Raw genomic sequence first — 20,812 nt, forward strand, 5'->3', positions numbered from 1 at the left:
TTTCATCTGTAAAATACTACTCATTAACGAAAGCCGTACTTGCTGCATCATTTACCAAATATTCATTATAGATCTGAGCAGCCATTCTTCTAACTTTGGCATCTTCATCATTCAGTGAAAGATCTTTCACTTCGAGCAATCCTTCTTCACTGCCTAATTCATAAAGAACTAAAGATATTAGAATCCTTGTGTTTGCATTTTTTTCGAACTTAAGCTGATCTATCAATGCACCCTCTGCCTCAGTTATCCGGTAGTAACCAGCAAGATATATTGCGCTTCTTCTAACACCATCATTTTCGGAATGTATTCCTGCAGCCAGGTTTTCCAGGGCATGCTTGTTTGGAGTAACGTCCTTTATGGAATTCTTCTGTGCAAATCCACTTCCCATTAGTGATGCTGCCAAAAGAACCGCTGTTAAGTATCGGCTAGTTCTTCCCGCAAAGCGGGATTTCACTTCGTTCAACATTTTATTTTCCTCCTGTCTTTAAGTTTTTAAGTAGAACAGTTAATCATTATTTCCACTAGAAAACTACTCTTTTGAAGTGCAACAGGGGTCATGGCAAAGTAAGGAATTTTAAAAAGTTGTCATGGTAGATCAGGATTTTAAGATTTTGACCGTTTTGTCAGCTCTTTACAATTGATCAAATGATGGCTAAGTTGATGATGTGAATTCGAAGCAACATTGATTTTGTACTTCTTCAGTCAAAGATGATGAATAATCAATTGGGAAAATGCATCAGTACTAAGATAAATTCTTGGAAATAGCTAAAGGAGAAATGCAATGATAAAAGTATTATGCTCTTTTTTTGTGTTTTCTACTTTAATCCAATCACAAAACATCTGGCAACAATCAAACGGCCCACATACTTTAGGTGGTTATGTTCAATGCGAAACAATTGACTTGAACGGTTACCTGTACGTGGGAACTATAGACAGCGGGGTATATTATTCTACAGATTTGGGGAATTCTTGGAGTAATTCAAGCCTTAATGGCTATTCTATAAATTCTATTAGCTCATCTCCAAATGGATATATTTTTGCCACATCGTACCAACTTATGTTTAGATCAACAGACCAAGGAACTAATTGGGCTCAAATTACTAACGGATTACCTACTGCATATTTTAATGAAGTGACTTCTACTCTTGATAATTTAGTTTTTTTAGCAACTTCACAAGGTTTATATCGATCAATGGACTTTGGAGATAATTGGGAGAGAATTGATTCCGGATTTTCCAGTACAGTCATTAATGGAGTATTAAATTGTAGTAACGGTGATGTGTATGCCTATTTAAATTGGAGTATTTATCGTTCAACTAATAATGGTTTAAACTGGATAAGTCTCAGCGGGCTTCCGCCTTATAAAGTAACTCATCTTACAAGCGATGCATTAAACAATCTTTTTCTAACACTTAGTGAAGGTACATCTTCAATATTTTTTGGATATCGTTCTACAGATCAAGGCCTTACCTGGGAGCAATTTGGTGCAAGTTGTCCTGTATTCTTTCATTTCGTTAAAGTCTCTACAGACGGAAGTCTTTATATTCAAGGTCAGTTTGGCATATACAGATCAACTAATTTAGGAGAATCCTGGTTGCAGATAAGCTCACTTACTGACAGCAACTGTTTAAGTTTTTTTTCAAATGAAATATTATTTGCTGGTTCTTTGACCGGTGTCAGAAAATCTACAAATGCAGGTGTGGATTGGAATGTCGTTGGTCTTCCTATTGATTACCCCCGGATCTTATCACTTGCAACTAATTCTACCGGGATTGTTTTTGCCGGTGGGAAAGGAAATTTTCCTGTAATTTCTAAAACAACGAATCAAGGTCAAGAATGGTTGAATATTACCGCAACATTTGATGGAACAATAATAAGTGCATTAGAATTGGATGAGGAAGATAATCTTTTTGCTGGAAGCTATGGTGGAGGTATATATTACTCTACTGATTTTGGAGCAACATGGGTTCAAAGAAATAATGGACTGACTGATTTACACATTACAGCACTTAAATTAATTTTGAATGGTGAAGCATTTGTTGGAACTGATAATGGAGGAATTTTTTATACAACGGATTATGGTTTACAATGGAATCCAATAAATGAAGGATTAACAGTAACAAGAATCGAGGATATAGCAATTGCAACATCAGGTAACATTTATATTGGAACAACAGACGGAGTGTTTGGTTCTACCAATCATGGATTGAATTGGACACATTTAAATAATGGTTGGACTCAATATAGACAGGTAATTTCCATCGCTGTAAACTCACAGGAACATATATTTGCTGAAAATTCAGGGTATGGTATTTATCGTTCAACGGACTTCGGTAGTGGTTGGACTCAAGTATCAACTGAAATTTGGAGTCCAATTATGGACATTTTTATAAATTCAATAGACACAATTTTTGTTGCTGGTGCTAATGGAGTATTCAGGTCTACGAACAATGGAGAGGATTGGACACTCTTCAATTCAGGTCTCGCCGAATTTAATGGTACCAATAGTTTTATTATTGACAATGATGGGAAACTAATTGCTGGCACTGAAGATCGTGGTGTGTGCTGGACCACTGATCCTACCGCTTCGGTGGAAAATGTCAACAATCTGAGTAATAGTTATAGTTTATTTCAAAATTATCCTAATCCATTTAATCCTTTCACAACTATATCATACTCGATAAAGGAAAGAGGATTGGTTCAAATTAAAATTTATGACCTTCTGGGAAATGAAATGTTAAACCTTGTTAATGAGGAAAAATCGCAGGGTAATTATTCGGTAAAATTTGATGGAAGTATTCTACCAAGTGGAGTATATTTTTATTCATTAAGAGTCAATGACTTCTTGTCTTGTAAGAAAATGATTTTGCTTAAATAGATAATCTGGTTTTTTATCGTTATTTACTCTTAATTTATTCGCTTCAAAAACTGTTCAACTCACCAACTTATACCCAATCCCGTGAACAGTTAAAATTATTTGCGGGTGATTGGGATCTTTTTCAATTTTGTTACGCAGCTTAACAATGAAATTATCAACTGTACGCGTTGCAGGATTTTCTTCATATCCCCAAATGTTGTTGAGCAATTCATCTCTGCTGATTGTCTGGTTTCTTTTTTTCCAGAGATAGTGAAGTATCTCAAATTCTTTGTGTGACATCTGAACAGGGATTCCTTCCTCATAAGCCTGGTAGCCAGTAAAATGAACAGTAAGCTTTCCGATGACAGCTTCCGAAACATTTGTATTGATTGAGGTCTCACCTCTTCGTAAAACCGCTTTTACTCTTGCTAAAAGCTCGCGAAGACTAAATGGTTTTGTAACATAATCATCAGCGCCTAATTCAAGTCCGAGTACTTTATCAATCTCTTCACCTTTTGCAGTGAGAAGAATCACGGGTGTCTGCACTCCTTCTTTGCGGATTGTCTTGCAAACATCAAAGCCTGACATCTTGGGCATCATCACATCGAGAATGATAAGATTGTATTGGTTTTCGCGGATCATCTTCAAACCTTTTTCACCATCTTCAGCAATGCTTACTTCGTAACCTTCAAATTCGAGATTGTCACGCAAACCCATCCGCATATTTGGTTCGTCTTCGACGATTAAGATTTTGACCATAGGTTTTATTAGAATATTATTATTAAGTAAAACGATTCCGACCGTCATTCCTGCGAAAGCAGGAATCTACAGCTCACTAATTCATCATCATAAATATGGATTCCCACTTTCGTGGGAATGACAACAAGAAAACAATTAATCCTTATTCAACGGTAACAGCAACGTAAACTTACTTCCTTTATTCACTTCACTGCTTAACTCAATTTTGCCATGATGCGCATCAACAATATGCTTAACAATGCTTAAACCGATTCCAGATCCTTTTACATTGTGAATGTTTCCAGAGCTCACTCTGAAAAATTTTTCAAACACTTTTTTCTGATCTTTTGATGGAATTCCAATCCCTTTATCCTCAACGTCCACAAAAGCAAAATTGTTTTCCATTCCGGTACGAATAGTAATTTCCTTTATACTATCACTATATTTAACTGAATTGTCAACGAGATTAACTATTGCTTCTGAAACTGCTTCTTCATCAAGTTTGATAATAGGGATTGATTCATCTTTAATAATATTAAATGTAAATCCTTTCTGCTCCAGATGGAATTTGTACGAGCGGTAAACATTTTCTGCTACATCGTTTAAATAGCTGTCCACAAAATTGAATTGTCTCTTTCCGGCTTCCATTTTTGAAAAGTTAAGAATTGAATTAACTATCTTTCCAAGCCTGTTCGCTTCCTGGCTGATGATTGAATAGTACTCTTTCTTCTTCTCTTCTGTTTTTATCCTGTCCATTTCAAGAGTTTCTGAAAACATACTTATCAGCGAAAGAGGTGTTCTGAGTTCGTGAGAGACATTCGAGACAAAATCTTCCTTTATTTGCGCCAGCTCAACTTCTTTCTTAATATTCCTGTAAACGATCCAAACGCCAAAAATTAGCACGACCGTAAGTAAACCAACAAGCAAAATGTTTGTGAGTGCCCTCTGCTGAACAAGATCTTCAATCGTTTGTCCAACTAGTGAAATTCCTATCTGATAGTCAGGAAATATCCAAAGTGATTTAGATTGCTGTACTTCACCAATCTTAAAATCTTTCGATGAGTTGAATTGATAATTTTCTTCACGATTAAAAACTGAAATTAAAAATTCCTGTTGGGCAACTTCCTGTAATTTGGGTGAAAGTATGCGATATGTAAACTCCTTTGGATCAATCACCATCCCGGTTATCCTTTTTAACCCTTCCGGAGTTTCTTCTATAAATAACAGAATCGAACCATCAATAGTTGTATCAGATTTGATAGGCTCAAGTTTTCTGTATCCCGCTTCTTTATAAGTTAAAAGTCTGTTTACAACTGGTTGATTTTCAGATATATTTTTTTTAATTGATTTTTTAAACTCACCAAGTTTATTCAAGAACTCACTGTCATTATTTTGTCTAACGATCAGCTTTATTTCACTATCCACACTATCAGCCACAAAGATTAGATTTAAGGATGGAAACTGGCTGTAAAAACTGTCAATGGTTGAAGAAATTTTCACATCATCTAAATTATTAAGCTTATCATGAAATTCATCAATCTTACTAGCCCAGTCGCTCACAACATCTTCAGAATATTGGTTAACTGAATATAAAATTGCATCAAGCTGGTTGGAGTAAATTTTTGAGATTACTTCTTCGTTTTGCTTTAATGATAGAAATTCGTTAACCGTAAGAAAGACTGCAGGAAGTAGTATTAGAATAATGAGTATGATAACTATTCTTTTTACGGTCTTGTTCATCAGGTTAACAAATTGTCGTGGATTACTTTATACATTACAAAACTTTATTTTCATTTCTAAAATAATGAAATATATTTTTGAAGAAGATATTGAGAAAAATATATGCAGAGAACTTTAATAATAATCGGAATTGTGATTTTGCTGGCAGGATTGCTCTGGCCCTGGCTGATAAAGTTGCCTATTGGTAAACTTCCGGGAGATATAATAATAGATAAACCGAATTTTAAGATCTACATTCCTATTACTACGATGATCATTTTCAGCTTGCTGCTGACATTGATATTCTGGTTATTCAGGAAATGAGGTTTCCGAATGTCATTCCTGCGAAAGCAGGAATCTACTCACCGAGAACTGAAATAGATCGAAATGGATTCCCACTTTCGTGGGAATGACCATACTAACATCCTACGTCTTCAACAATCCAACATCCACCATACATTTTTTAATCCGTTCAAAAGTTTTGTGAATATTATTATCCAGTCCAATTGAAATTCTGACAAGTCCTTCACTCAATCCCATTTTCTCCTGCTCTTCTTTCGGAATCTCAGATGACGTGCTGTGTCCGGGCGAACTAAATAAAGTCTTGAAGTAACCAAGACTCACTGCAAGGTAACCGACTTTTTCATCCTGCATTTTTTTCATAAATGCATCGGCAGTTTTTTCATCACGCGCATCAAGTGCGAGCATACCACCAAATCCGAATCCTTCGTTCATCAGTTTTCTTAATAGTTTATGTCCGTTGTGCGAAGGAAGGCCCGGATAGTAAACTTTCAATCCAAGCTTCTCAAAATTTTCAGCAAGATAAATTGCATTCTTACTGTGCTTCTCTATCCTGATGTGAAGCGAATGTAAATTTTTCAGGATGCTTGCAGCTCTGTGACTATCCAGTACAGGACCGAGTAACATTGCCGTGCCCGAATTAATATCCATCATCTGATTGATGAATTCTCTGCTGCTACAAACACATCCGGCAACGCAATCGCTCGTACCATTTATAAATTTTGTGAGGCTGTGTATAACTATGTGTGCACCAAGATGTATCGGGCTTATAAATACTGGGCTGAATGTGTTATCGACCATCAATTTAATATTGTGAAGATTTGCAATTTCGCTAAGCTTTGGAATGTCCGCAATCTCAAGCAGAGGATTGCTAACTGATTCGCAGTAAATGATTTTTGTTTTGGTAGTAATAGTTTTTTTTACTGCTTCAAGATCAGTAGTGTTCACAAACTTAACATTTATACCAAATCTTGGTAAAAGATTCTTCAGAAAGGCATAAGTCCCGCCGTAAATCGTCCTGCTCGATATAATTTCATCGCCAGTGCTGCAAACCTGTAACATTGAACAAACTATAGCCGCCATTCCTGAGCCGGTTACAAGTGCTGCTTCACTGTCTTCAAGCCGGGCGAGCGCATCTGCCAGATATTTATTTGTTGGATTCCAGTGACGTGAATAAAGAAAACAACCTTCAACTTCGTGATCGAAAAGTTCTTTCATTCTCTCGGGACTTAAAAAAGTATAAGTTGATGAATCAGTTATTGAAGGATTTACATCTCCGTATTCGCCAAATACAAGATAATCCTGAATTTCGGTGGAAGGATCGAAGTGGTGCATTTTATTTCTCCTAAAAATTTGCTTTGTAAAAATAAATAAATGATTTTTCATTTGAACGTTTAATATTTTCGGGATAAAAATGGACGAAAAGAAAATAGCGGCTGAATACTCGGTCAACTATATTGAAGACGGAATGATTGTCGGTTTGGGGTACCGGTTCAACTGTTTCGCTGATGCTGAATAAGCTATCTGAAAGAATAAAATCCGGGCTGAATATAACTGCAGTATCCTCTTCACAAGCTACCACAAAACTTGCCACTTCACTTGGAATCAAACTAATACCTCTGAGTGAAGTTGAGGAAATTGATGTAACTATTGACGGCGCTGATGAAGTTGATGAAAAATTAAATGGTATAAAAGGCGGTGGAGGTGCACTGCTTTATGAAAAAATTATCGCCTCCAATTCAAAGAAAAATATCTGGATAGTTGATTCCTCGAAGCTCGTAAAAACCCTTGGAAAATTCCCTCTACCGGTTGAGATAATTCAATTTGGGCATACACAGTTGTGTGCTAAATTAGAAGAAAACGGATTTAATCCAACACTCCGAGTGAAAGGTCCATTAAAATATATTACTGATAATAACAATTACATTGTAGATTTGAAGATGGATAGAATTCAGGATCCGGTTTCCCTCGATATTAAATTAAAAAGTTTTCCAGGAGTTGTTGAGACCGGGTTATTTTGTAATACAGCAGATGAAGTAATTGTGGGAACTGGCAGAGAAATTAAAATATTTTCAAAAAAAAGAGAGCTTAAATCTCTGAGGTTTTAAACTCTCTTATCCCCGTTTTCTTGTTTTTAGTATTTATCCGCGCCCATTCTTCTTAATTCTCTTGCTACCTTTCTTGAATTATTATAAGCTAAAAATCCAAGTACTGCCAGGAAAGCGATAACGATTAATTCAGTAATTCCCATTTTATTATTTCTCCAATTGATTTTCTGTTTTGATTAAAAAATCAAGTATAATGCCATTTGAGTATTTCAAAATGAAACTTTCTTTAGTTCATTTGATTGATAAAAGTTTTTTTATCGATTTTAGAATTGTAATTATTACAGAATGCGACAGAACTGGCAGTAACAATTTACAATAACCGAGAACTTCATTAAGAATACAAAGTGAGCTGAATAGTAGTAAATATTTTTTCCTGGAAGAAATGCCCCCGAGAGGAGTCGAACCTCCGGCCAAAAGTTTAGGAAACTTCTGCTCTATCCACTGAGCTACGGGGGTGTTAATTATTCAATAATATTTTTAATTTTCTTCTACCAGCTGCTGACTTAAAGTATTTTTCCCTTTTTCGTGCACTAGCCCTATCAGCAACTACCTCTTTATAAATTACTTCCCAAGGTGTATATTTTTTCGTATAAATATTTTTACCCGAGTTATGTTCCTTTAATCTTCGTTCAATATCATTCGTCATTCCTATATAGGTTTTTTCATCATTCATACTTTTCAATATGTAAACAAAATATTTCAAATAAAGTTTAGGAAACTTCTGCTCCCCGCCTTGACCGACGCAAGTCGGGCAGGTATCCACTGAGCTACGGGGGCGTTTCAATTAAAAATGAAAAATTAACAATTAAAAATTTTTCTTTACAAAGGTAAGAAAGTTTGGAATTTTATTAAACGGAATTGATAAGTTAGAAATTCAACCAATAGGTTACTTTTATCATAAAAATATTATCCGGTTCAGCTTGCACCATTTTAGTCATCGATTCTTCAAATTGAAAATCTCCAATTTCTTCAGCTTCCGATCTTGTTTGAGTCCAGACAAAATAGATTGCACTTCCCGGTAAGTACTCCCAACGCAAAACAGCATTCCCTCTTAATGATTTTACATTGAAATCAGGATTATCAATTTCTATTGGCTGAGCAGGTCCCTCACCATCAGGATCAGCGATGTTTGTTTCTGGATCGAATGTAGAACCTTCTTCACCATATGTTAGAAACTCATATGTCCCCGGTGCTTTAAGTTCTTTAAATTTCGTGTACTCACCGGCTGAAATTAATGGCTGAACATAAAGCTGCAGACTTAAATTCGGAGTAAACGTCCAGTTTAACCTGATGCTTGATGATAGCGTCTTCTGATCAAGTTCAGCAAACACGTACCTGTTTCCGTATGTGTTTGTTGCGGTTTGATCCGTGTATGTATCAACATACTGTGCATATGAAAATTCTTTTGCAAACTGAGGACTTAGTACGAAAGAAATATTTGGTAGTAATCTGAGTTCGAGACTTGCACCGGTAAACCAATCGTAAGAAGGACCTGACTCACTTGTTCCTCCACCAACACCAATCACCCAATCTTTCCGGCTGTCTGATGAAAAATTTAATGAAAGCTGATATCCTGCAGGATTTAAAGTTAACGGTCCGCCTCGTGTTCGGTTATTATTAAAACTCTCAGCATACAATCCAACATTCCAGTTTGCAGAGTAGTAATTTGGGAATTGAATCGATCCAAAGTGAAAAAATCCTTCCCAGGTTTTATTTCCTCCAAAATCATAGTTTTGAAATAACGCACCGCCAAGTTCAAGATATCTGAAAAAATCATTTGGGTCACTCCAGTAATATCCGGCACCGGCATGCCAATTAATTATATCTGCACGATAAAGAAAACCCACATCATTTACATCAAATGAAGGTGTAATAAAACCAAAAGCTGTATTAACGAAAAAATTTCCTTTCTGCTTATTGAGATAAATTCTTCCTGCATATCCTGTAAGAGAAGTTGCAAGGCTATCTACATTTACATGATCAGCATCAGGTCTTTGAAAATAATGTCTTGAACTATTTTGCAGGTCAATCATACGCTGTTCATTTCCACCAACGTAACTAGCTCCAGTCCAACCTGCTATTACCCATGTTTTTGATTCATCGAGGAAAGTCCATCCATCAATACCAAAAGTTAATGCACTTTTGCTAATCTCATCACGTAGTCTTTGATCTTTAAAATCTCTGACGGCAACTGTAGAAATAAATCCAAGACCTTGCTGCCCATCACTGAATTCATTTTGTGCTCTGAAAATTCCATAATATGCAAGAGGTTCAACTTCAGTTTCGGACTGAACTCCATTACTCGAAATTTTTGCATACTCTCTTTGGGTTATATTCTGGATAGTACCAACATTCCAGCTATCACCAAGTTTTCCTGTGAGCTTTCCGGCTGCGAGTATATGAGTTCCAGTAGGATAATCGGAATAATCAATATCATCGGGTAAACTTCCCTGCGGTTGTCTACCAATTCTTCTACTGTAGAAAAAATCAGCACCACCCCAGTTAAAACCCCAGTAGTTTCCTGCACCACCATAACCAAAATTAAAAATACTGGAGCCCTCTATAAAGAATGGTCTCTTCTCTTCAAAAAATGTTTCAACATCGCTAAGATTTATTACGGCTGGATCAATTTCCACTTGTCCAAAATCCGGATTGATGGTTGCATTCAGATTAAGATTTGAGCCAACTCCCATTTTCAAGTCAGCGCCCGCACCTGGAACATAGCTTTTTCCGTTATGAAAAGGATCACCATCTTCATACTGAATGTATTCAGCTCGAGTTGTTATGTATGGTAATACTTCTATCTTTCCGCTGCCGGAAATATTTTCAAATCCTGTGAGACTGGCAAAGTGAGAAACGAATCCGCTTTCATGCTTAGGAATAAATACCATAAATGATTCCTCATTCTTGCGGGCAATAACCCTTTTAAAATTTACTCCCCATACCATGCTGTCAGATTGATTAAATCTCATTTGAGAAAAAGGAATTTTCATCTCTGCTGTCCAGCCATCTTTGTTTCTTTGAACTTTCCCTTCCCATACACCATCCCAGGAATCATCGCTCCAGCTATCATTATAAAGCACACCATCACGTTGAGTGCCTGCTGCGTTCAAACCAAAAAAATAACCACTGCGTTTATCATGATAAGGATCAAGACCTAATGCAATATGATCGGAATCAATCCATTCATCCCTTCTTGTCAATCTCGCCATTATTAAATCGGGATGCGAATCAAACATAAATGCACCCAGATACAAATATTTTTCATCATAAGCTATTTTGATAATCGTCTTTTCACTAGCTGGTTCACCCTCATTTGGATCTACCTGATAAAAATTTTCAAAGGTATTACCGTTATGCCAGACAGGTTCATCCAAAATACCATCTACTTCAACAGGCGAATTGAGCTTTTCAGCGATCAGAATAACATCGTTATTTTTTATTTGCAGTGTATCCCTGGAAGGGAAAATGATTGCTAAAGGGATGAAGAGAAATAATAGAAATAAAATTTTGCTCATCATTGAATTTTATAAATCTGGATTTTTTAATACGTCTTTCAGAATAGATAAACATGTTTTTTGAGCTTGCTTAAGATGCAGGAATTTTATCGCCTGCATCTTATCTTAATTCTCAATACAAAATTGATTATTATTTAATTAATCTGATTCATTATTTAAATGAACGGCTTTTTCTGATGATATATTGTTACTTGGATTTCTTAATATTTATTTCACCCAGACCAACATTCAACTCAATTTTGCTTCCTCCGCCATTAAGTTCATAAATGGCTTCAAAAGTATTTCCTCTGCGGAGTTGAGAAATATTATATGATTCGAAATCCGATTTAATGCTTTCAGAATCTTTTCGAGAATCGCCCCATTTAAAGTCGCTTGCTGTTGCAACAATAGTTGCTTTGGATGATTCAGGAATGTATAGCGTAATATTTCCAACACCTGAGTTTAAATCACTGCTGCTTTTACCATCAGGAATTAATTCGGCAGTAATATTACCCGCACCTGTGTTGGCTTCAATTGAACCTTTTATATTTTTTAATTCGATGTTTCCACCACCGGTATTTGCTTCAACTTTACCTGTTGCACCATCAAGAATTACATTGCCTCCTCCGGTTGAAATATCAGCACTTCCGGAGACTGTCGATACTGTAATATTTCCTCCAGCAGTTGATATATCCGCGTTACCACCGACAGTTCCAACAGTTACATTACCACCGGCTGTTGAAATATCCGCAGTGTTGTTCACAGAACCAACTTTAATATTTCCACCTGCCGTTGAAATTTCTGCTTTGCCATTAACCGAACCAACCTGAATATCGCCGCCAGCCGTAGTTAACTCTACGCTACCATTTATATCACCAAGCTTAATATTACCACCAGCTGTGCTTATATTTGCTTCCGCACCGATTGTTTTTGCTGTGATATTTCCTCCGGCAGTTGAAATTGTAGTTTTACTTCGGAGATCATTATTGATTGTTACGTTACCGCCACCGGTTTTAAAATCAATAGTTAAATCGTTGGGAATGGTCAGCTCTAAACTGAAGTCATCTGAATCGTCTCCTTTAAACTTGACTACAATAATTCCGGATTTTTTTTCTGCCGAGTAAAGATTAAGCTCATCATCATCAATGTTTTTAGCCGATATCTGTACTTCGTTTTTATCCCAGGTGCTTACATTAATATTTCCATGTTCTATTTCAACATCCAGCACATCACCTTTTTGAACACTGAATGTGGCGTCTTTATCCGAAGCAATAGAGAAATTCAATGAAGATAATATCAGAATGCTAAGGACCACCAGCAATGAAGTTACTTTCCTGTTTTTCATTTTAATTGTACTCCTGTAAAATTGTTTTTGAGCGTAATTTGATATAAGGATTTTCATCCTTTTGTAATTTTTCTTTGAAAAGATTTATTTCGTTGTTATTCAATTTGTAGCCTTTATTTCCTGCCTCGATAAGCGAGTTTAAAGCTTCAATTCTCAAACCTGAAACAGTATCATTGGCTACAACGTAAAACAGTGTTTGTTTGATTGATTCATCATAAGGAAATTTCCCCATCAGTTTCAATGCTTCTCTTCTAACACCCGGGTTTTCATCTGTCATCACTACAGTAATCAAAGCATTCTTTACATCATCATCATAATTAGTTGAGATTTCTGTATCCATTGCATTTATTGAATTCAATCTTGAGCCCGGATTTTGTTCATTAAGCATTGCATAAGTTAGGACACTTTGAATTTGCTGATCGTTGATGCTACCTTTCAGTCGTACGGGTCTTGATGCTTCAAAAGAGAATTCAACTTCACCATCAGAAGCATCCGAATCAATGAATCTTACATTTGAAATGCTGATGTCTTCACTCAATGATGCAAATCTGTTGTCACCATTTTGCTGATTTGAAAATTGAGTTGCACCTTTACCAAAAAACAAGCTGCCGATTACTACACCAACTACTAATAATGCTACTCCGGTAAAAGCAAATTTCAGCGGAGTGGTAAAAAGTTGAAAAATACTTTCAGCAGTTGAATTAAAAATATTTCTGTGTGATTGCTCTGATCTGAGTGCACCTCTCAGCTGGTATCGCGCATTAGATAAAACTTTTTCATTCACGATTGGTTTCTTTTTCCCGGATAATAATTCAAGGAGATTTTTCTGGTCTTCCAGTTCGGTACGACATTCTTCACATATTAAAAGATGCTCTTTCAAAATTCTCTGTTCTTCAGATTTTAATTCACCAAACAACGAAAGCTGAAGAAACTGTTTATATTCATTATGTTTCATTTGTTACTCCAATAATTGAGTTCGTCTGTTTATACATAAACAGGACTTAATTTTTTTCTAAGATTTTGAACCGCATCGAAGAGATATTTTTTAACCGTTCCTTCTTTACAATTCATCATCTCTGCAATCTCTCTTATTTTATAGCCTTCATAATGCTTCAGTATGAAAGTCATTTTCTGTTTTGGTGCAAGTGATTCAACTGCTTCATTCACTAGCTCTCCGATATTTGCACCTGAAGATATTTCCTCCGGTGATGAACCTTCATATACTAATTCGGGCGATGAACTTACACCCTGTTCTTCGTCATCATAATCATTATTAATAGAAACTTTAAGATGCTCTTTACTTCTGCTTTTATAAGTGAGGCAAACATTTGTCGTAATCCTGAAAAGCCAGGTCGAGAACTCACTTTGAAAACGGAAATTTTTCATCCCTCTGTAAACTCGTATGAAAACTTCCTGATACAAATCTTTTGCATCGTCCTCATTATTAGCATACTTGAGTGTAACGGAAAGCACATTTCGGTCGTAGCGGTACACGAGCTCCTCAAAGGCATTCTGATTGCCTTTTTGAGCCTGAATTATCAATTCTGTATCACTTAACTGCATTTAGTCCTTTCCATAACTAAGGAATTAGACTTCATTGTTTGAGAAAAGGTTGTGGAGTCTTCGGGATGAAAATTAAGTTTTAGGAATCAATAAATCAAAAACCGAGTTAATCTGGTAGGTTGGACTGATGTTTTCATTTCCATTTGAAAAATATTTTACGCCTGTACTCACTAAGGCTGTATCTATTCCGAATTTATTTCCCATAGTGATATCGGTTTCTATTCTGTCACCGATCAGCAATGTTTTTTCAGGAATAAATTGCAGATGATTTTTTATTTCGTTGAACATAAACTCGGATGGCTTGCCAAAATGCATCTCAAGTTTTCTGTGTGTTCTTTTTTCAAGCGCTGAAATTGTGGAGCCGGCATCGATTACTTCTCCGTTCTCCACTGGACAAGTATCATCAATATTTGCAGCGAAAAATTTAGCGCCGTTTTCAAGAGCTCGTGCTGCTATTTCCAGTTTCTGGTAGTTAAGTGTTCTGTCAAGTGTGATAAGTACAATTCTCACCTCATCCGCATTTGTTGAAAATTTCAATCCGGAATTTTCAATTTCTTGTATGAAGGAGTTCTCCCCAATAGCAAAAAATAATGAACCGCTGAAATGATTTTTTAGATAATTAGATAAAACAATTGTTGAATTGATTATCTGTTTTTCTCTGACATCCAATCCCCAGTTTTTTAGAAAGAGATAATAGTCTGTTGCAGTGCCTGTTGTTTTATTTGAAACGAATACAAATTTTTTCCCGGTGGTATTCAAAAAATTTATCACTTCATTTGCACGAGGAATGAGGTGTTCTCCTCTGTAAATAGTTCCGTCAAGATCAAAGATAAAATAGTCGTACTTTTCAGCTAATGTCACAGCTCAAGTTCTTTCTTCATTGCTGAAAGTGCTTCGGTGATTGTATGAGGTTTGTATCCAAGTTCTGTTTCTGCTTTTAATATTAATAAACCTGATTTAAGCGGTCGCCGAGCTGGTTGTTTCAATTCTTCAGTTGTAATTGGAATGATCAAACGTTTATCAAGTCTAAAAAAATCTGCAATCCGTAATGTGAAATCATAGCGGGATAAAAATTCTTTTCCGCCGATGTTGTAAATTCCGGTTTTTCTGAATTCAATTATTTTATTAATAGCCTGCACAAGATCGTCAATGAAAGTCGGATTGCCGATCTGGTCTTTTACTATCCGAATTTCCTGTTTATTGCGAAGAGAATTTACAACCCATCTGACAAAATCAGGTCTGCTGTTTGGAGCAATTCCATATAACACATTTGTTCTGAGAATTGTAAAAAATGTTCCGCTGATTCTAAGCGCATTTTCACTCGCAAGTTTTGTCCTGCCATAATATCCGATCGGATCAGGAGTTGCATTTTCATCATAAGGCCCATTCTTCCCGTCAAAAATATAATCTGTTGAAATATGAATTATATGCGCATCAATTGCTCTTGCTGCTTCACCAATGTATTCAACTCCTTTTACGTTTATTTTCCATGCTTCCTCACGTAGTTTTTCACTAAGATCCACATTCGTGAATGCAGCAGTGTGAACAATAAAATCGGGACAGTAATCATAAATTAGCTTTTTAATGCTTTCCCTGTCTTTAATATCTGACTGAATATACTCTACAGATTCAACAACTGATTTATCCTCAACAGAAGTTGCAAGTAACTCAACGTTTTCTTTCGAAGAATAAAATTGAACAGTCCGCTGTCCGAGCATTCCGTTCGAACCTGTAATTAAAATTCTATTTTTTACTAATCCATTCGTTTGCATATCGCTTTAGATTTAGGAATTCCTCTGTTGATGATAAAGTTGTAGCAACGCCTGCAAATAAATTTGCCTGTTCCAAAGCCAAAGTTACGTTTTTATTTTTTATGTAATTGTAGAAATATACTGCTCCAAAAACATCTCCGCAGCCGATTTTATTTTTTACATTTACTCTAATGGCATCTTTATGAATACGTTTTATTTCAATGCCGCTTTTGAAATAAACAGTTGCACCTTTTTCAGCTTTTGTAATTATTATCTGCTTAATTCCATACGAGAATAACTCATTCAAAATATCCGCTTCAGATGTATTATGTGAAAGTGTCATAAGTTCAGATTCATTTGCTTGAAGAATATCCACACATTCTGCCCATTCATTAAATGCTTCAATTCTTCTGAAAACTCGATTCATATTATCATCAACACCACGGCTTAAAGTATGAACATCAAAGTAAATCAATCCTTTAAAATCATTTCGCAATTGTTTCAGCTGTGAATGTGAAATATCATATCCGGTAATCATGTTAATTAATATTCCATCAAACCTTCTCAAATCGGAAGGCAATTTAAGGTTAGAACCGATCTTCGAGTAAGTTTCATTTCGCTCGCCCGTTTTATTCACAACGAGTTCTACTGTCGGAATTGAATCAACAGCAGTGATAAAATCTCTTTCTATTTGATTATCCGCTGCCTCAAATAATTCTCCACTTTCTTTATCAATGCTTGAGCAAAGAAACAATTTATCGTCAAAACTTTTTTGACCAAGTAATGATACGACGGTATAGAAGATACCTCCAGGTTTGGTGGAGATGCATCTTTCCTCTTTTATTTTATCTACTACCGAGTGTCCAATAACCAGAAAATTCATTTTAATTTTTTTAGTAAATATAGATTTATCATTACTTCAATAGAAATAATTGGGGCTTCAAACTTCATTAAAATTAAGTTATATTTGTTAATAATAATGATTACTAATACCTGCGGAATAAGTGAATGAAAATCGGAATTACGTGCTACCCAACCTACGGCGGAAGCGGTGTTATTGCTACAGAATTAGGTAAAGAATTAGCATTACGGGGACATCAGATTCATTTTATAAGCTACGCTCTCCCGTTCAGATTATCTCATTATATCGAAAATATTTTTTTCCACGAAGTTGAAATAAGTAATTATCCCGTGTTTGAATTTCCTCTCTACTCACTATCGCTCGCAAGTAAAATGGTAGAAGTAGCCGAGTTTGAAAATCTTGATTTACTGCACGTTCACTATGCGATCCCCCACGCGACAAGCGCATTTCTTGCCAAAGAAATAACTAAGAAAAATCGGGATCTGAAAGTTATTACAACTCTCCATGGCACTGACATAACTCTAGTTGGTTTAGAACCATCTTTTCTGCCATTAGTAAAACTGAGTATTGAAAAGAGCGATGGAGTTACTGCGGTTTCCCGATTCCTGAAAGAAAAAACCATCACAAATTATTCTTGTGAAACTGATATAAGAGTCATTCCCAATTTCGTAAATACTGATCATTTTAAACCAGAAAGCAGTTGTGACTTCAGGAAAACAATTGCGCCCAAAGGTGAAAAGATTCTTGTTCATACCTCAAACTTCAGACAGGTTAAAAGAGTACCAGATACAATCAGAATATTTGAAAAAGTGCAGAAAGAAATTCCATCTAAGTTAATTCTTGTAGGTGACGGACCGGACAGGTCTGAATGCGAAAGACTGACGAGGCAGCTTGACTTAGTTGATTCGGTAAAATTCCTTGGCAAGCAGGAAGCTTTGGTAGAAATATTATCTTCATCCGATCTCTTTCTTATTCCATCACAGTCTGAAAGTTTTGGACTTGCAGCACTTGAAGCAATGGCTTGCGGTTTGCCTGTGATCAGTTCAAGTGTTGGCGGACTTCCAGAATTAGTCAAACACAACGAAACCGGTTTCATTGCAGAGATTGGGGACATTGATAGAATGGCAAAATATACTCTTGAGCTTTTAAACAATGAAAAGAAATACAAACTCTTTGCCGACAACGCAAGGCAGAGAGCAGTCAATCAATTTGATAAATCAATTGTTATACCTCTTTATGAGGAGTATTACGAACAGATATTAAATAGCTAATTATGATCGTTTATTGTACCGGCACAAAAAAAGGTTACGAGGCTTATCAAATACTTCATAAAAATATAATTGAGTTTACTGAAAGTCTTGGTCATTCTGTATTGTCTGAATTAAGTCCAAAGTTCAGCACTACTATTCCACTTACCGATACGCAGATTTATAAAAGAAATCTGAAATGGATTGATGGCAGCAAGCTCGTCATAGCAGAAATTTCCAACAGCGAATTGGAGACAGGAGTTGAAATTGCATATGCTCTCTTTCACAGAAAGATTCCTGTACTTGCTTTGCACATTTCAGATGAAAGAAAACTTCCTCCGATGCTTTTAGGATGCGACCTATCTCTGTTAAAAATCGATCAATATAGTGACGAAAGTGAAATGCAGAAAATTGTTAAGAACTTTTTATTAAATCATTCCAAAAGTTGAACGAAAAAGATTTTATCTTCAGTAAAAGTAAAGACCTTTCTCTTTCAGGAATAAAGAATTTCCCACAGGACTTCAACAATTCACAGAGTTTTAAGACGATTGACGTACCCGAAAAAGTACTGGTTCTCGGAAAAGAATTTTTTGGATCATTCGAGGTAACTTCTGCAACCGGTGACTTTGTGATGACATTTCAGAATGAGTTTGAAGCTAAGTACGTTGTTTATGCAGGTCATAATAGAAAAAATAAAATTAAAATTCCCACTGATCTTTTAGCAATCAGAAATGCTGTTGAAGAATATGAAAAATATCTTGATAAACTACTTTTAGAAATAGAGAATGAATATCAGAGAAAAATCAATAATGGGAAAAACATTACTGCAGTTTCAAATGAAATTTTTAAGAAGCTGAACCTGACAAGGTTATGAGCAATAGTTCACGTGTTTCTGACAAAATCTACTCCTACCTTGAATCAACATTCGGTGAAGATGCCGCAAAAAATTATTCAAGCTTTATTGATTCCGAACCAGCAAAATATATCAGGGTCAACGAAAGTAAAATAAAACGGGAAACACTGGCAATCAGACTCGAAGAAGTTTACGGAATAAAAACAGAACCGATGAACTTTCCATCAAATGCACTTAAAATTATTGATGGCTTTGATTATGCTGGCAGTACTCTCGAAATTGCTTTCGGATTTTATTACATGCAGGCATTAACTTCAATGCTTCCTCCAATCTTTCTCAATCCATCAGAAAAAGATTTGGTTCTCGATCTATGTTCCGCACCTGGTTCAAAAACTACACAGTTAGCAGAGATGATGCAGAACAAAGGAAGACTGGTAGTAAATGAACTAGAAATTGATAGAATAAAGGCATTGGTCTTCAACCTTGATAAAATGAATTTCCTCAATTGTGGTATTGTAAATCAACGCGGTGAAATACTGAGCAAATACTATGATTCTTATTTCGATAAAATTCTTGTAGATGCACCTTGCAGCGGTTTGGGTATCATTCAGAAAAAAAGTGAAGTCAATAAATGGTGGTCAATTGAAAGAGTAAAGAATCTCGTTGAATTGCAAAACAAACTGCTTGTTTCTGCAATAAAAATGTTGAAGGTTGGTGGTGAAATTGTATATTCAACTTGCACACTCACTCCTGAAGAGAATGAATTAATTATCAACCGGATTTTGGAAAAATACCCTGTTGATGTTGAACTGATTTCTCTTCCTTTAAAACATCACATGGGATTAACTGAATACAACGGATCCAATCTTGACAAAAGACTATCAAAGGCAATCAGAATTTTTCCATGGGAAATAGATTCAGATGGATTTTTTCTTGTCAAACTCCGGAAAACAGATCATACTCCTGCAACAGAACAACTGAAATGGAAAAAGAATTTTATTTTGACAATCCATTCTCACTCCGACAAAATTCTAAATGATAAATTGAAATATTTAGCATCAGAGTTTGGAATAGATGCAAATATTTTTTCAAAATACAAGTTCTTTATTAAGAGGAATGATATATATTTTTCTTCAGGTGAATGGAACGATGATAATCTTGGGCTATTCCACAGGGTAGGTACTAAGTTTGGAATGATCGACAAGAATGGTAGTATTATGCTTCATTCTTTCGCTGCACAGATCCTTCAGGAAAAAATTTCAAAAAACATTTACAGAATTAAGAATCTTGATGAACTAAGATTATACCTGATGGGAGCTTTAATTCCAGTTGATAATCTCCAATCAGGACAATACGCAGTTAGTTTTAATGATTATATTTTAGGAACAGGTGTTGTAATCAAAGCAGGATTAAAGAGCAGATACCCTCGATCCAGCCGCACACAAACCATCCGAATAAAAGGACAAAAAATCCAATAGTTATTTATCAAAAATAATTGTTGATAAATCTAAATTACTATCAAGCACTTAAAGCAGCTACTAAACTTCCCTGCTTTTCAAGTTCAACTATACTTTTATGATTTTTTAATCCTTTTAAGCCATCCATTCTTTCGAGAAGAGAGAATGCTTCAAATATTGCTCTCTTCCAATCAGAGTTTTTTATTATAAAAGGTAATTCTCGTACAGGTTTCGGCGCTCCTTCAGAAATAGGCACTATCTTTACAATTTTATCCCTGTCACCAAGCGCCTGGTTTACAGAAACGCTTATCAAATATGAATGCAGAGTTTTGGGAACTCCATAAGAACTGAAATTATCCCCAAAGAATGTTACTGTTGCTAAAGCCATATACAACCACCATATTTTTAATTGTTGAAATAATTTTTTGAAGGAATCTACAACCGGAGATTCTACTTCATCCCACCCACTGGATTTGCTTTAAATATTTGCAAGAATAATACCATCAAACAAAATG

Annotated in this window: 19 protein-coding genes, 1 tRNA gene and 1 pseudogene; 7 read left to right on the forward strand and 14 right to left on the reverse strand. The window is 35.7% G+C overall.

The window, feature by feature from the left end; all coding sequences use genetic code 11:
- Positions 1 to 16 precede the first annotated feature (16 nt).
- Positions 17 to 466: a HEAT repeat domain-containing protein gene (locus IPM14_10755; GenBank protein ID MBK9098572.1), complete on the reverse strand. Its 450-nt coding sequence runs from the start codon at positions 464 to 466 to the stop codon at positions 17 to 19.
- A gap of 591 nt (positions 467 to 1,057) precedes the next feature.
- Between IPM14_10755 and IPM14_10760 the strand changes: the two genes are divergently transcribed.
- Positions 1,058 to 2,878, forward strand: a complete 1,821-nt coding sequence (locus IPM14_10760) for a T9SS type A sorting domain-containing protein (protein MBK9098573.1) — start codon at positions 1,058 to 1,060, stop codon at positions 2,876 to 2,878.
- Positions 2,879 to 2,932: 54 nt separating this feature from the next.
- On the opposite strand, the gene IPM14_10765 is transcribed toward IPM14_10760, so the two are convergent.
- Both IPM14_10765 and IPM14_10770 read right to left on the reverse strand, forming a co-directional pair.
- Complete coding sequence (locus tag IPM14_10765; protein ID MBK9098574.1) at positions 2,933 to 3,616, reverse strand: response regulator transcription factor; 684 nt, start codon at positions 3,614 to 3,616, stop codon at positions 2,933 to 2,935.
- 135 nt (positions 3,617 to 3,751) lie between these two features.
- On the reverse strand, positions 3,752 to 5,335 hold the full coding sequence (locus IPM14_10770; GenBank protein MBK9098575.1) for a HAMP domain-containing histidine kinase: 1,584 nt from the start codon (positions 5,333 to 5,335) through the stop codon (positions 3,752 to 3,754).
- Between the two features lie 102 nt (positions 5,336 to 5,437).
- On the opposite strand from IPM14_10770, the gene IPM14_10775 reads away from it, so the two are divergent.
- The gene (locus IPM14_10775) at positions 5,438 to 5,638 is read left to right on the forward strand and encodes a DUF2905 domain-containing protein (GenBank protein MBK9098576.1); all 201 of its coding nucleotides are present in this window, start codon (positions 5,438 to 5,440) and stop codon (positions 5,636 to 5,638) included.
- 102 nt (positions 5,639 to 5,740) lie between these two features.
- Here the strand turns inward: IPM14_10775 and IPM14_10780 are convergent, their stop codons facing one another.
- Positions 5,741 to 6,949, reverse strand: a complete 1,209-nt coding sequence (locus IPM14_10780; GenBank protein MBK9098577.1) for an aminotransferase class I/II-fold pyridoxal phosphate-dependent enzyme — start codon at positions 6,947 to 6,949, stop codon at positions 5,741 to 5,743.
- A gap of 79 nt (positions 6,950 to 7,028) precedes the next feature.
- Here IPM14_10780 and rpiA point away from each other — a divergent pair.
- A pseudogene (gene rpiA / locus IPM14_10785) lies at positions 7,029 to 7,722 on the forward strand (ribose-5-phosphate isomerase RpiA).
- Between the two features lie 383 nt (positions 7,723 to 8,105).
- On the opposite strand, the gene IPM14_10790 reads toward rpiA, so the two are convergent.
- The 9 genes from IPM14_10790 to IPM14_10830 all read right to left on the reverse strand — a co-directional run bounded on the left by IPM14_10790 (position 8,106) and on the right by IPM14_10830 (position 16,761).
- Positions 8,106 to 8,177: transfer RNA gene (locus IPM14_10790), tRNA-Arg, on the reverse strand.
- A 2-nt stretch (positions 8,178 to 8,179) separates the two neighbouring features.
- On the reverse strand, positions 8,180 to 8,425 hold the full coding sequence (locus IPM14_10795) for a GIY-YIG nuclease family protein (GenBank protein MBK9098578.1): 246 nt from the start codon (positions 8,423 to 8,425) through the stop codon (positions 8,180 to 8,182).
- Positions 8,426 to 8,588: 163 nt separating this feature from the next.
- A complete protein-coding gene (locus IPM14_10800) occupies positions 8,589 to 11,243 on the reverse strand; it encodes a carbohydrate binding family 9 domain-containing protein (GenBank protein ID MBK9098579.1) in 2,655 nt (884 codons plus the stop codon).
- A gap of 184 nt (positions 11,244 to 11,427) precedes the next feature.
- On the reverse strand, positions 11,428 to 12,564 hold the full coding sequence (locus IPM14_10805; protein MBK9098580.1) for a DUF4097 family beta strand repeat protein: 1,137 nt from the start codon (positions 12,562 to 12,564) through the stop codon (positions 11,428 to 11,430).
- A 1-nt stretch (position 12,565) separates the two neighbouring features.
- Positions 12,566 to 13,519, reverse strand: a complete 954-nt coding sequence (locus tag IPM14_10810; protein MBK9098581.1) for a zf-HC2 domain-containing protein — start codon at positions 13,517 to 13,519, stop codon at positions 12,566 to 12,568.
- A 29-nt stretch (positions 13,520 to 13,548) separates the two neighbouring features.
- Positions 13,549 to 14,127, reverse strand: a complete 579-nt coding sequence (locus IPM14_10815; protein MBK9098582.1) for a sigma-70 family RNA polymerase sigma factor — start codon at positions 14,125 to 14,127, stop codon at positions 13,549 to 13,551.
- Positions 14,128 to 14,199: 72 nt separating this feature from the next.
- Complete coding sequence (locus IPM14_10820) at positions 14,200 to 14,988, reverse strand: HAD-IIA family hydrolase (protein MBK9098583.1); 789 nt, start codon at positions 14,986 to 14,988, stop codon at positions 14,200 to 14,202.
- Positions 14,985 to 15,899, reverse strand: coding sequence for a dTDP-4-dehydrorhamnose reductase (gene rfbD, locus IPM14_10825; protein MBK9098584.1), 915 nt, complete (start codon positions 15,897 to 15,899; stop codon positions 14,985 to 14,987). Before rfbD ends, IPM14_10820 begins: the two co-directional genes overlap by 4 nt.
- Positions 15,871 to 16,761, reverse strand: coding sequence for a carbohydrate kinase family protein (locus IPM14_10830; GenBank protein MBK9098585.1), 891 nt, complete (start codon positions 16,759 to 16,761; stop codon positions 15,871 to 15,873). Before IPM14_10830 ends, rfbD begins: the two co-directional genes overlap by 29 nt.
- A 125-nt stretch (positions 16,762 to 16,886) precedes the next feature.
- Here IPM14_10830 and bshA point away from each other — a divergent pair, with 125 nt between their 5' ends.
- From bshA to IPM14_10850, 4 genes are read left to right on the forward strand one after another with little or no spacing between them, the layout of a single operon-like run.
- A complete protein-coding gene (gene bshA / locus IPM14_10835; protein MBK9098586.1) occupies positions 16,887 to 18,011 on the forward strand; it encodes an N-acetyl-alpha-D-glucosaminyl L-malate synthase BshA in 1,125 nt (374 codons plus the stop codon).
- A gap of 2 nt (positions 18,012 to 18,013) precedes the next feature.
- Positions 18,014 to 18,436 carry a hypothetical protein gene (locus IPM14_10840; protein MBK9098587.1) on the forward strand — a complete coding sequence of 141 codons (423 nt, stop codon included), beginning with the start codon at positions 18,014 to 18,016 and terminating at the stop codon, positions 18,434 to 18,436.
- Positions 18,433 to 18,861 (forward strand): hypothetical protein, encoded by a 429-nt coding sequence (locus IPM14_10845; protein ID MBK9098588.1) that lies wholly within the window; start codon positions 18,433 to 18,435, stop codon positions 18,859 to 18,861. Before IPM14_10840 ends, IPM14_10845 begins: the two co-directional genes overlap by 4 nt.
- The gene (locus IPM14_10850; GenBank protein ID MBK9098589.1) at positions 18,858 to 20,318 is read left to right on the forward strand and encodes an RsmB/NOP family class I SAM-dependent RNA methyltransferase; all 1,461 of its coding nucleotides are present in this window, start codon (positions 18,858 to 18,860) and stop codon (positions 20,316 to 20,318) included. Before IPM14_10845 ends, IPM14_10850 begins: the two co-directional genes overlap by 4 nt.
- A gap of 40 nt (positions 20,319 to 20,358) precedes the next feature.
- Here IPM14_10850 and IPM14_10855 read toward each other — a convergent pair whose 3' ends face one another.
- Complete coding sequence (locus tag IPM14_10855) at positions 20,359 to 20,685, reverse strand: hypothetical protein (GenBank protein ID MBK9098590.1); 327 nt, start codon at positions 20,683 to 20,685, stop codon at positions 20,359 to 20,361.
- Positions 20,686 to 20,812: the final 127 nt, after the last annotated feature.

The sequence above is a fragment of the bacterium genome (assembly GCA_016716565.1).
Lineage (GTDB): Bacteria > Bacteroidota > Ignavibacteria > Ignavibacteriales > Ignavibacteriaceae > IGN2.